Annotated in this window: 8 protein-coding genes and 1 pseudogene; 4 read left to right on the top strand and 5 right to left on the bottom strand. The window is 61.8% G+C overall.

Features of this window, described 5'->3' with window-relative positions; translation table 11 throughout:
• Positions 1-19 precede the first annotated feature (19 nt).
• Together NKH38_RS01670 and NKH38_RS01665 are read right to left on the bottom strand one after the other, a co-directional pair.
• A complete protein-coding gene (locus NKH38_RS01670; RefSeq protein ID WP_352758644.1) occupies positions 20-790 on the bottom strand; it encodes a helix-turn-helix transcriptional regulator in 771 nt (256 codons plus the stop codon).
• Positions 787-1,497 (bottom strand): helix-turn-helix transcriptional regulator, encoded by a 711-nt coding sequence (locus NKH38_RS01665; protein WP_023671758.1) that lies wholly within the window; start codon positions 1,495-1,497, stop codon positions 787-789. The genes NKH38_RS01670 and NKH38_RS01665 overlap by 4 nt, the downstream gene beginning before the upstream one ends.
• A 507-nt stretch (positions 1,498-2,004) precedes the next feature.
• Between NKH38_RS01665 and NKH38_RS01660 the strand changes: the two genes are divergently transcribed.
• Together NKH38_RS01660 and NKH38_RS01655 are read left to right on the top strand one after the other, a co-directional pair.
• Positions 2,005-4,911 carry a M16 family metallopeptidase gene (locus NKH38_RS01660; RefSeq protein WP_352758641.1) on the top strand — a complete coding sequence of 969 codons (2,907 nt, stop codon included), beginning with the start codon at positions 2,005-2,007 and terminating at the stop codon, positions 4,909-4,911.
• Between the two features lie 64 nt (positions 4,912-4,975).
• The gene (locus NKH38_RS01655) at positions 4,976-6,169 is read left to right on the top strand and encodes a TMEM43 family protein (RefSeq protein ID WP_352758640.1); all 1,194 of its coding nucleotides are present in this window, start codon (positions 4,976-4,978) and stop codon (positions 6,167-6,169) included.
• Between the two features lie 134 nt (positions 6,170-6,303).
• Here NKH38_RS01655 and NKH38_RS01650 read toward each other — a convergent pair.
• The 3 genes and pseudogenes from NKH38_RS01650 to NKH38_RS01640 all read right to left on the bottom strand — a co-directional run bounded on the left by NKH38_RS01650 (position 6,304) and on the right by NKH38_RS01640 (position 9,637).
• Positions 6,304-7,601 (bottom strand): annotated as a pseudogene (locus NKH38_RS01650) (ImmA/IrrE family metallo-endopeptidase).
• Positions 7,602-7,927: 326 nt separating this feature from the next.
• On the bottom strand, positions 7,928-8,959 hold the full coding sequence (locus NKH38_RS01645) for a histone deacetylase family protein (RefSeq protein ID WP_023728364.1): 1,032 nt from the start codon (positions 8,957-8,959) through the stop codon (positions 7,928-7,930).
• 24 nt (positions 8,960-8,983) lie between these two features.
• Complete coding sequence (locus NKH38_RS01640; RefSeq protein ID WP_023686329.1) at positions 8,984-9,637, bottom strand: TetR/AcrR family transcriptional regulator; 654 nt, start codon at positions 9,635-9,637, stop codon at positions 8,984-8,986.
• 277 nt (positions 9,638-9,914) lie between these two features.
• Between NKH38_RS01640 and NKH38_RS01635 the strand changes: the two genes are divergently transcribed.
• Both NKH38_RS01635 and NKH38_RS01630 read left to right on the top strand, forming a co-directional pair.
• The gene (locus NKH38_RS01635) at positions 9,915-11,594 is read left to right on the top strand and encodes an amidohydrolase (RefSeq protein WP_352758636.1); all 1,680 of its coding nucleotides are present in this window, start codon (positions 9,915-9,917) and stop codon (positions 11,592-11,594) included.
• Between the two features lie 156 nt (positions 11,595-11,750).
• Positions 11,751-12,851, top strand: a complete 1,101-nt coding sequence (locus tag NKH38_RS01630; protein WP_023683467.1) for an ABC transporter ATP-binding protein — start codon at positions 11,751-11,753, stop codon at positions 12,849-12,851.

Raw genomic sequence — 12,851 nt, 5'->3', positions numbered from 1 at the left:
TCGCCGGACGCGGCTTTGATCACTCGATCAGACCCAGGCGCAGCGCCTTGGCCACCGCCTGGTTGCGGTTGACCGCGTTGAGCTTCTGCGTCGACTGGGTGAGATACTGGTTGGCGGTGTGGACCGACAGCTTCAGCAGCCTGGCGATCTCTTCGCTGGTGTTGCCGTTGGCGGTCAGCTTCAGGCACTCCAGTTCACGCTTGGAGATCGACCGCATCCGGCCGGCATCGTTCGGACGAATGCGGGCGACGGCGGCGAACAGCGAAAAACAGCGGGCGTGGATTTCGTAGAGCGTGTCCTCCGGCAGAGCGATCGTCGAGCCGAGGAACACCACCAGCCCGCAATGGCCGCGATCGGCATGGACGGGAAAGGCAATGCCGTTGGTGCCCGGCGCCAGCGGCGCCGTCCGCTCCGCCCAGGCGAGGTTCTGGAAGACGGCGTCCGAGCCGGCGATGCCGTCATCGGCCCACCAGCGCGGCGCTGTCGAGGCGCCGCTGTGGCGCACCATCTCCTCGCCATTGGCGCCGGCGATGAACTTGGTTGTCACCGCAGTGGCTGGATAGTCGGAATCGAAGCTCGGCACCAGGCGCGCCCGTTCCGGCGAGGGGCTGACGAAATAGAGGCCAAACGCCGACGCGTTGATGTCGACGGCGATCCAGCGGCAGCGGCGCACCGCGTCCGGGATGGTAACGGCATGGTGCGTCTCGGAACTGATGGAGAAGGCGCCGAACGGATTTCGCTGCTCGTTGAAAAGGGCTTCGGCCGCCGCTTTGATGTCAGCATGTTTCAAATGATGCCGCTCCTGATCGCCGTGGCGATGGCCATCGCGCGGTTCGAGGCCGCGAATTTCTGGATGGCGTGGGTGATGTAGCTGTTGACGGTGTTGGACGAGACCCCGAGGATCACCGCGACCTCATCGGTGGTTTTGCCTTCAGACACCCAGAACAGGCATTCGCGCTCGCGGTCGGACAGCGGGTCCTGCATGGCGGCGGCGGCGATCAATTGCGGGATGGCGGACAGCGCGTAACAGCACTTCAACTGAGCCTTCATCAGCGCCGGCTGGTCGATACTGCCGGCCTCGGCCGCCGAGAAAAGCGCAAACAGCCGCTGACGGCCGACATTGAGCCGCAGCGAATAGACTTCGGCATGGCCAAGCACGTCGAGCAGGCGCGCCTCTTCGCCTGTGAGCAGTCCGCCGGCGTCGGGCGCCGCGGCGGCGACCAGTGGCCTCGGGCGGATGCCAGGTGCAACGGTCAGCGGTCCCTGGGCAAGGCCGGCGATCAGCCGCTTGCCGATCAGTTCAATGGCGTCGAAGATCCAGTTGGATGAGACGATGCGGGCGTCGTTGCGGTCCTGGTCGTGGACGATGGCGACGAGCATGTAGCTGTCGGCGCCGATCTCGGCGGCAAGCTGCATGAAAAAGGAGGTGAGATCGCCGCGCGATTCGAGGCGCGAGCCTAACGTATCGGATTGGAGAAGTGCGGCGGAACTGCTCATTGGATGCTTTGGTTGTATGTCATGGCCGGAGTCTTTTCTTGAGCCCGGACGCTGGGGTTAGCAGCGGCCGAACTTGAAGACGCATCACGTTTACGAAGCACTCACACGGCGCGGCGGTCGCGCTGATCGCCGAATCCATTCAGGGAACGCGAAGCCGTCCGCGTCTGGTGCCGGTCATTGGCCGGAACTTGAGACTTTGGGTGGTCGCCGCGCCCCCCAAGGACCGGCTGATTCGGGTCTAATCTACCCGCAGATGAATCCGACATCAAACGCGATTTGACAAAATCAATATTATTGGACTCAAGCGACTCAGGGGCTGCTTTCGCGGCCTTTTCCGCCGCAAAAGGCCTGAAACGCCGACACGAAAAAGCCAGAGGGTGTTGCGATACTGCCGTATCGAGGGCCGATCGATTCCGATAGGGTCTCGGCAGCCGGTAGGGGTGGGCATCCCTTCGGTCATACGGCGGATTTGGCGGCGCTTGCTCGCGGCCATCAGCATCGGGGGTCATGATGAAGCAGGTTTTCCTGGCGTTCACGGTGGTGCTTGCGGCTCTTGCCGGCATGGCAGCGCCCGCCAAGGCTGAGCCGACCGTTACCTATGCGCTCGACAACGGGCTGCAGGTGGTGCTGGTGCCCGACCATCGCGTGCCGAAGGTGGTGATGAACCTGCGCTACCGCGTCGGGTCGATGAATGAACCCGCGGGACGCTCGGGCTTTGCGCATCTGTTCGAACATCTGATGTTTTCCGGCACGCCGGCCTGGCCGAACGTGTTCGGCGCGCACGCCGCGCTCGGCAACGAGATCAATGCCTGGACCACCGAAGACGGCACGGTTTATTACGTCGACGGGCTGTCGTCGTCACTGCCGATGATCTTGTCGCTGGAGGCCGACCGCATGGCCAATCTCGGCCGCTCGGTGACTCAGGCCAAGCTCGATCTGCAGCGCTCGGTGGTCAAGAACGAGATGCGCCAGAACGTGCTCGACAAGGCCGGCGCATCCGGCTGGGAAGCTTTCTGGTCCGGCCTGTTCCCGAAGCCGCATCCCTATAGCCGCATGGTCATCGGCTCGGTCGCCGATCTCGATGCGGCGACGCTCGACGATGTCAGGGGTTTCTTCAACAGCTACTATCTGCCCAACAATGCGGTGCTGGTGCTGGTCGGCGACTTGGAGATCGACGACACCAAGGCGCTGATTGCCGACACGTTCGGCCGCGTGGCGCGCGGCGCCGATGTGGCGCGGCCCGCCGTGCCGGCACCGACGCAGGCCCGGCTCAAGCTGGTGCTCGAGGATCGTGTGCCAAGCCCCATCGTCGTGGTCGGCTTCAGTGGCCCGGTGGCGCAGTCGCCCGACAATGGTGCGCTCAGCATTGCCGCCGAACTGCTCGGCAACGGCGAATATGGGTTTTTGCGCAACCGGCTGGTTTCGCAGTTGGGCATTGCCACCTATGCCAGCGCGAGCTGGACCGGCGGTCTGCTCGGTGGCCGCTTTACCTTCGAGGCGGGTGCCGCCGAAGGTGTGGCGCCGGAAGCGCTGGAAAGCGCGATGAAAACGGCGTTTGCGGATTTCCTGAAGACCCCGCTCGATCCGGTCGATGTCGAGCGTGCGCGCACCGGCATCTTGCAGGCAGCGCGGCTCGGCAGCGAAGCACTGAAGGATCGCGCCGGCGTCGTCTCCTACAATGCCGACGTGCTCGGCGATGCGCAGAGCGCGCTGGTCGACGACCCGCGGGTGAAGGACGCCAGCGTGGCGGATGTCGAGGCAACGATGAAGCGGCTGTTGAAACCGGAAGATGCCAGCGTGCTGATGCTGAAGCCCGGCCCGCGCGGCGGCTATCCCGATGCACTGATCGGGTCGTCCGGCACACCGCAGCCGTTCACCGCGCCGGAGCGAGCGGCGATCGACATTCCGAAGCATGCGGCCGGGCAAGCGCCTTCGGCAACACTGCCCGCCATGGAAACGGCGACGCTCTCGAATGGCATCAAACTCGTCCACTACACAATGCCGGAAGCGCCGATGGTCTATGTCGCGGCCAGTGCCGCCGGCGGCTGGAACAGCGTGCCGGAAGGCAAGGAGGGATTGCTGGAGCTTGCAGCAAGCATGGCGACACGCGGGGCCGCCGATCGCGGCTCGGCTGATTTCGCCAAGGCGGCCAGCGACATCGGCGCCGGCGTCGGCCACCAGGCCGGAACGCTGACCACGATGATGACGCTTGGCGTGCCGCCGGAAAAGCTCGACCAGGGTATTGGCCTGCTCGCCGACGCGGTGCTGAAGCCTCGTTTCGACAAGACCGAATGGACGGTGCTGATGGCGCAGACGGTCGACTGGCTAAACGGCCGCGAGGCGGATCTGCCCGGCGTTGCCGGCCGCATGGCAAAGGCGACGCTGATCCCGCAGGTGCCGGGCAAGGCAGCGGTGGACTGGTCGGCAAAGGCGCTGGCCTCGATCTCGCTCGACGAGGCGAGGGACGCATTCAAGGCGGCGTTCACGCCGAAGGCGGTGACCTTCTACAGCGTCGGCCCGATGCCGGTCGTGACCGTCGCCGCCAGCCTTGAAAAAGCATTCGGCGCGTGGACAAGCGACACCGCCGGCTATGCCGTCGAGCCGTCGCCGGCGGCGCATTTCAACGGGGGACAGAAAGTGCTGCTGGTGCCCGAACCCGGCGCCAGCCAGTCGGCGCTGTTCGTGGCGCGGCCGGCGCCCGGCACCGACGAGAGCGAGCGCGCTGAATCGACCGCGGTCTCCAACCTGCTTGGCGCCGATTTCTCCAGCCGGCTGAATTCGGTGATCCGCGAGGAGAAGGGCTACTCCTATGGCGTGTCGAGCTATCTGATGAGCCCGATGAAGGCCGGCTCGGGATTGGTCGTGGCAACCACCGTCGAGCGCGCCAACACCGGGCCGGCGATTACCGAAATCCTGAAAGGATTTGCCGGCCTGACCACCTTGCCGGTGGCGCAGGACGAAGTCGACCGCACGGTGACTGTCTATCGCCGGGCGCTGGCTGGATCGGCCGAGACGTCGGCTGGTCTGTTCTCCTCGCTGATTGGCGCGGTCGGCAGCGGATCGACGCTGGAGGACCAGCAAACCCGCATGGCGGCGCGCACAAAGCTGACGCTCGATGCGGTTCAGAAACAGGCGCTGGCCCTGGCGTCGCTCGATCCGTCGCTGATCGTGGTGGCGGGCGACCCCGATGTGGTGATGCCGCAGCTTGCCGCGATCGGCCTCAAGGACGTCGAGATCGTCAAGCGTGACGAGGCTGGTGAAGAGACGGCGATGCGGGCGCTCGATCTTCTCGGGGGCAATCGCCAGGCGCCGCTGTCTGCCTCGCCGTGGCGGGTTGGCGATGGCGGCACGACGCGCGCGGTGCACGCCTGCGCCGGCGAAAGGGATTGCGGCGCGCAGATCCACGCCGATTGACGGGCTAAACGCGCAGCCGCCGGCCGCGTTGTAATTTTGGGATAACTTTGTTTCGGGGGAAACGATGAGCGATTCATTTCGGGAAGTCACATCCGTCTCGTGGTTCGGGCGGATCAAGCGCGCGGTCGGCGGGGTCATCTTCGGCCTTATCCTGATCGTGCTGATGGTGATCGGGCTGTTCTGGAACGAAGGCCGCGCCGTGCAGACGGCGCGCTCGCTGGCCGAAGGTTCTGGAGCGGTGGTTTCGGTCGGCGCCGACAGCGTCGATACCGCCAATGACGGCAAGCTGGTTCATGTCAGCGGACTGGTGACGGCGGACAGCGGCCTGGCGGATCCGGATTTCGGCATCGCCACGCAAGGGCTGCGGCTGTCGCGCAGTGTCGAGATGTATCAGTGGAAGGAAGAGTCCAAGTCGGAGACGACCAAGAAGCTCGGCGGTGGCGAAGAGACGGTGACCACCTACAGCTATTCCAAGGTGTGGGACGACAGCCAGATCGACTCGTCGGACTTCAAGAAGCCGGACGGCCACCAGAATCCGCCGATGGAAATCCACGGCCGGACCTTCCAGATTCCCGAGGGCAAGCTTGTCGCCTTCGATCTCGATACGCCAGTGCTGGACCGTATCGAGGGTGACAAGGACTATTCGCTCTCAGCCGACCAGTCGGCGGCGATAAAGGCTGCCTATACCGGAACGAAACCGCTCAGCATCGTCGATGGCAAGATTTTTCTCGGCAATGACAACACGACGCCCGCTTTGGGCGACTATCGCATCGGCTACGAACTGGCGCCGCTGGGCGTGATCAGTATCATCGCGCGCCAGGCCGGCAGCCGCTTCGAGCCCTACCAGACGCAAGCCGGCGATGCGCTGCTGATGGTCGACACCGGCAACGTCCCGGCCGAAAAGATGTTCGCCGACGCCGTCAGCGCCAACACGCTGATCACCTGGCTGCTGCGCGGCGGCGGCTTGCTGTTGCTGACCATAGGCTTTGCGCTGTTCCTCAGCCCGATCGGGGTGATCCTCGACGTCATACCCTTCCTCGGCAGCATGGCGCGGATGGGCACCGGCATCATCGCCTTCGTCCTGGCGATCCTGGTCGGCACGGTGACGATTGCGATTGCCTGGTTCTGGTACCGGCCGTTGCTGGCGGTGGCCATCCTGGCGGCAGGCGTGATTGCGGCGGTGATTGTCTACCGCATCGGCCGGTCGCGAAAGGCAGCCGCGCCGATGGGCACGGCAGGCACCGGCGCACCAGCGTAGCTCGCGAAGCAATAAATGGAGGAATGACCGACATTGGTGAAGCGGATAGGCAGGTTTCAGGATGGCGACGCTACGGCAGCTGTCCTAAATTCTGTCGCCTCGCGACACGCCTTCATATTTTTTGTTGATACAACTCAATGCTTTTGAAATGACGTCAGGACGTTAATGAGGCTGGCTATCGGTGGAATTTCATTCCTTCTTCTTTGATCGGTCAGCATTTTCGACTTCTTAAATTTCACTTCGATTGCCTGCTTCGAAACCGCAAAGTACGTTGATAGGCGCGAAAGTAATTCATTGTAGACAAGAAAATTGCATGGCTGGTCGTCGACAAATATATACCCGTGCCCTCGATCTTTTATATCTAATTGTCGGCGAGTCTGTGCTGTTTTTTGTAGAAAAATTTCATCGGGTAATATCAGTTCAGCCGAGAATGCGTTTGCCTGATACTCTAATCTTTCATAATTAAATCTGTTAGAATTCTCATTCGTAGTGAAAAGGTCTCGCTCGACAATGGTCTCAGAGCGTAGATATCGTTCATGGTCCAAAACGAAATGGCCAATCTCGTGTGCAACCGTAAAGCGCTCTCGTGTCTGGAGCGAGTGTGAGTTTATCATAATCATTTTTCGCCTGAAGTTTGCCGACCCCAAGATCGGGGTCCCGTCAACGTCGATCATTTCACGATCAGAAAACTGTAAATCGATAGATAGCATTTGGCAAAGCTTGGGTAAGTCTACTGCATCGGACGTGTAATCGATTGATTTGAGCGCTTTCTCTGCGGCCACTTTGATTTGCTCTATCGATAAGAAGGGCACCGATCGACCCCCGGCTTCGAGATCGTATCGAGAGAGAGCGGCTGCCTCTGGATCCAGATCTGTCAGCAACTCGTCTAAGGTGCGAAAAATTTGCCGTCATGGAAACCGGAGAACTTTAGAGACTTAGCGACATCATCGCTTCTGAAAATTTGGGCGCGCACGAAGCCATGTTCCAGAAAAGAACTTTTGCGATCCGCAACGATTTCCAAACCATGCTCGTCGAATTTTACAATGCCCATCGCGCCATTTCTGGCGACCATCTCTGCTCCAGACTGCAGCCTCCAAGTTACTACTATGACCCCTTTCGACGCATGCGGAAATATCCGGCCAATCTTCGATGAAAAATTGTTGACGTATATTTCGGAGACGCTGGCGTCATGATTCTTGCACTCGAATATGACGTATAGGTGTGGGACATCGCTGCCAGTTCGGTACAGTTCCAAAACGACATCGAATTCAACGTATGCCTCGCGTTCGCGACAATAGTATTCTTTCTTCTTATAAATTTTGCAGTTTTGCGATGGATACGCGCCAAAAACTAGCTCCCCGCGATCTTTTTGGTCGACAAGGTAGCGGTGGAATGCGTCTTCTAGTTTATCACCTTTGCTGGTCGAATTCACGCTTGCCTCGAGGCTAAGAGTTCAGGAAAGCCGCATATGTTCTACTTTGCCAGCAGCTTTTGCAAAGTGAATTTATCCCTGGAGGAATCGCGTGAACAAGACGCTTCGCGAGAACAATCAACCTGTTGCGTAGAAGCATTACGCTCCAGCGCGACAGGCCAATTCCAAGGACCGGCTCTGCCGTTGCTAGGCCACGGACGAACGGCAGGTTCGGGTAACGACTGAAGCACTCTGAACGGCGGCAGGGTTGGATTGCCGACTAGCGGCTTCCATCTCGCGCCAGCGTGCCGCGAATGAAGGGCGTCTTGCTGACGCCCTCGTTGCCCCTACTTGTCCTCGAAGCCGGTCAGCACGCCGACGGCGTTGATGCCGATCTCCTCGACGGCATAGCCGCCTTCCATCACGAACAGCGTCGGCAGGCCGAGCTTTGCGATGCGCCGGCCGATCTTCGGATAGTCCGGGCTTTTCAGCTTGAACTGGCTGATCGGGTCCTTCTCGAAGGTGTCGACGCCGAGCGACACGATGACGATATCGGGGGCGTAGGCGGCGAGCTTGGCGCAAGCGTCCTCCAGCGAGGCGTTCCAGGCGTCCCAATTGGTGCCGAAGGGCATGGGATAATTGACGTTGAAACCTTCGCCGGCGCTGGCGCCGCGTTCATCGGCATGGCCGAGGAAGAACGGATACTCCACCATGGGATCGCCATGCAGGTTGAGAACCTGCACGTCGGCGCGTTCATAGAAGATCTCCTGCGTGCCATTGCCGTGGTGATAGTCGACGTCGAGGATCGAGACGCGTTTTGCGCCCTGATCGAGGAACCACTGCGCGGCGACCGCGGCATTGTTGATGTAGCAGTAGCCGCCCATGAACCCGGCACCGGCGTGATGGCCGGGCGGGCGGCAGAGCGCGAAGGCCGACCGCTCGCCACCCTTGACCAAGGCCGCCGCCGTCAGCGCCACGTCATAGGACGATTTGATCGCGGTCCATGTGCCTTCGACGAAGGTGGCGCCGGCGTCGAAGGAATAGTAGCCGAGCAAGGCGTCGACGCGCTTGGGTGGCACGTCGCCGCGCAGGCCGCGCGTCGGCCAGGTGAAGGGCATCGCCGTGCCCTCGAAGCCGGCGGCCTTCCACGCCGGCCAGACGGTCGGCAGGAAGTCGATATAGTCGGCCTTGTGGATGCGCTTGGCGGCTGTGAGATCGTGCTCGACCGGTCCGATGATCGGCCCCAGCTTCTCGCTCTCGACCCGCGCCTTGATGAACTCGGCCCGCGACGGCTTTTCGAAACCCGGCACGATTGCCGACGTGACCAGTTCCATCTGGCCGGCATGGCCGGCATGAAGCGGCGAATAGACAGTCTTCATGAATTTCCTCTCGAAATAGCGAAATCAGTCAAGGTTGAGATAGGGGGTGACCAAAGCGAGCCACATTCTTTCCACATCGTCCTCGATGAGGTCGTATGTCTTGCGATCCCGCTTCAACCCCACAAGCCGGCAGGCGTGCCCGACATCCATCATCAGCACGCCGAGCCGGCTGGCGATCTTGTCTTCAAGGGCCGGGTTCACATGCTGCAGCCACGCGGCGTAAAGCGCGATGATCTGCTCGTCATATTCGTCCTGGATCGGCCTGAGGTCGGCATTGCCGGATATCGCCTCGATCACCGGCATCAGGGTGGCGTTTTCGAGATATATTCTGGAGGTATCGATGAAGAGCTTGCGCACCTCCTGCCGAAACTCGTCGCGGTTGGTGGGTGGGGTGACCTCGATGCGCCTGGCGATCACCTCGGGAAACGACGACAGCCAGCGCCGGGCGAGGTCGAGGAGAATGGCTTCCTTGTTGGGAAAGTACTGGTAGACCGAACCGACCGACAGGCCCGCGCGCCGGGCAATGGCGAGCGTCGTCGGCGTCTTGGTTCCTTGCTCCCGCGTCAGGATCAGCGCAGCGTCGAGTATCCTGTCGACCACCTTGCTCGACCGTTCCTGCCGCGGCTGCTTGCGCGGTTCGAGCGCCATCCTGGTTTCGCGGCTGAGACTGCGCTTCACGGATTGATGCCTTCGTTCCCTGCCGGTTTCAACACAGGTCCCGGTCTCAACATTGGCGTGGTGTGTTGTCCACAATACATTCGAAATTCGGCACGTTGACAAACGCGAATAATTAGTCGCATTCTTTTATCCACGCTGTTTTGAGAGATCACAAGGGGAATTTCGAAACAGCGCACTGGCATCAGTTTTCGTCCGATAACGCCGCTCCAGCGGAGTGGCAGCTTGTCGGACAAGAGGGTTGTCGGTCTCAGCCAGTCGTCAAAAGCGCGGAGTCGCGATGTCTGTCACGGGTGCGGGTCAAAATGCTGATCTGATCGTCATCAATGGTCGCGTGCGGACCATGGACGATGACAATCCCGCCGCCGAGGCGATTGCCGTCAAGGACGGCGCCATCATCGCCATAGGCAACCACGCCGCCATCGAAAAACTCAAGGGAACGACCACAGAGGTGATCGACGCCAAGGGCGGTTCGGTCCTGCCCGGTTTCATCGAAGCCCACATGCATCTGTTCTCGGGAGGGGCCGAGCTCGCGCATCTTCAACTCGGCGGTATCCATGGCTTCGAGGCGCTTCAAAGCGCCATCCGCGACTACGCAACGACGCGGCCCGAGGCGAAAATGCTTGTGGGCCAGGGCGTCGACTACACCGTGCTCGGCGGCGAGCGGGTGACACGCCATCATCTCGACGCCATCCTGCCCGACCGCCCCTTCTGCATGGCAGCGCCCGACCACCATACGATGTGGGCCAACACCAAGGCGTTGGAGATAGCCGGCATCCTGAAGGGACGCACGCTCGGTCCGGGCAACGAGATCGTGATGGGTGGCGACGGCCTGGCCGCGGGCGAATTGCGCGAGGGCGAGGCCTTCGGTCCGGTGCTCGACCTTGCCGGCGAAAGCCGGGTGCGGCTGGGGCTGTCGACCGGCGGTGAGCCCGACCCAATGCCGTCGGCCGCCGAGCGGGCCGCTGACCGTGACATCATGCGGCGCGGGCTTGCATGGTGCGCGCGCCACGGCATCACCTCGATCCAGAACATGGACGGCAATCTCTACCAGCTCGAACTGCTTTCCGAGATCGAGGCCGAGGAGGGATTGCCCTGCCGCGTCAAGATCCCGTTCCACTACAAGAATTTCATGACACTCGACATGCTCGAGAAGGCGTCCGTCATGGCCGAGCGCTACCACAGTGAGTGGCTGTCATCGGGCATGGTCAAGGTGTTCTATGACGGCGTGCTCGATTCCTGGACCGCTGTTATGGTCGAACCCTATGCGGATCGTCCCGACTGGGTCGGCGAGCCGCTGTTCACGCCGCAGCAATTTATCGATCTCGCCGTGGCTATCGACAAACGCGGGCTGCAGATCGCGGTGCACTCGATCGGTGACGGCGCGGTGCGCGCAGTGCTCGACGGTTACGAGGCGGCGCAGAAGCTCAATGGCAAGCGCGACAGCCGGCACAGGGTTGAGCACATCGAGGTCACCACAGCAGCCGACGTGCCGCGTTTTGCCGAACTCGGCGTCATCGCCTCGATGCAGCCGTCGCATCCGCCCGGCGCCATGGATTTTCCACTGGAGCCGACGGTGTCACGCATCGGACCGGCCCGCTGGCCGCTGAGCTATGCCTGGCGCACCCTGAAAAGCGCCGGCGCCCATGTCGTGTTCGCCTCGGACTGGCCGGTGGCGGCGATCGACCCGATCCTGAGCATTCAGGCGGCAGTGCAGCGCAAACCATGGGCAGAAGGCGATCCTGACCAGAGTTTCTCGCTGCAGGAAGCGATTGCCGCCTACACGGTCGAGGGCGCCTATGCCGAATTCGCCGAGCATCGCAAAGGCGTTCTGAAACCCGGCTACATGGCGGATCTGGTGGTTTTGTCGGCCGATATCGAGAAGACGGCGCCCGCCGATCTGCACAAGCTGCGACCGGTGACGACGGTCTGCGGTGGCAAGGTCACCTACCAGGCCTGACAATGGCATGCGGCTTGCACAGCTTGCCGCTTGCAAGACGAAATGACCGACTGAACTGTGATTCAATGCCGGACTTGCCAACCTACCGGCCGTGTGGTCACATCGAACAGGGGAAAAACTCCGCCAGCAAGAGCGGGGTCAACAGTGAGGCGTATCGTGCCGGAAAAACCGGATCGGAATGCAATTGAAGTCGTAAACGTCAGTAAAATTTTCGGATCGGGTGAGGGGCAGGTCGCTGCCCTCGATACGGTCTCGGTATCCATCCGCGAGAATGAGTTCTTCACCCTGCTGGGACCATCCGGCTGCGGCAAGACCACGTTGCTGCGGCTGATTGCCGGCTTCGACTTTCCAACCGCCGGCGAAATCCTCCTCTACGGTCAGGACATCGCGCCGTTGCCGCCCTTCAAGCGGCCGGTCAACACCGTCTTCCAATCCTACGCGCTGTTCCCGCATATGACGGTCGCCGACAATATCGGCTTTGGCCTGGAAATGCTGGGCAAGCCGAAGGCCGAGATCAAGGCGCGCGTCGCCGAGATGCTGAAACTGGTGAAGATGGAGGCGCTGGCGGGTCGCCGAACCAGCCAGATCTCCGGCGGCCAGCAGCAGCGCGTGGCGCTCGCCCGGGCGCTGGCGCCGCAGCCCAAGGTGCTCCTGCTCGACGAACCGCTCTCGGCGCTCGACTACAAGCTGCGCAAGGAAATGCAGATCGAATTGAAGCGGCTGCAGCACGAGACGGGCATTACCTTCATCTTCGTCACCCACGACCAGGAGGAAGCGCTGACCATGTCGGACCGCATCGCGGTGATGTCGTCGGGCAAGATCCTGCAGGTCGGCTCGCCGCGCGACATCTACGACCGGCCGGCCGAGCGTTTCGTCGCCGACTTCATCGGCGAGTCGAACTTCCTCAAGGCGGATGTGGTTAGCGCGACTGGTGGCCGGGCGACGGTGAAGCTGCCGTCTGGTGTGGAAATCCCAGCCTCGCTGCCGGAAGGCTTCAGCCCCAGCGGCAAGGTCACCATCGTCGTGCGTCCAGAGCATGCGCAGTTGGGCACGGCCAGCCCGATCGCTTCGCTGTCCGGCACCGTCGAAAACATCGTCTATCTCGGCACCGACACGCACTTCCATCTGCGCCTTGCCGGTGGCGAGCCGTTCATCGTGCGGCGTCAGAACAGCCGCGGCGCCGGTGACGGCTTCGTGCAGGGCGGCCAGATCGGCATCATGATCGGCAACGACGCCGCGCAAGTGCTGAAGGACTGA

Source organism: Mesorhizobium sp. M1078 (genome assembly GCF_040318615.1).
Lineage (GTDB): Bacteria > Pseudomonadota > Alphaproteobacteria > Rhizobiales > Rhizobiaceae > Mesorhizobium.
The sequence above is the reverse complement of the archived record's forward strand: the minus strand, read 5'-3'. Positions and strand labels throughout refer to the sequence as shown.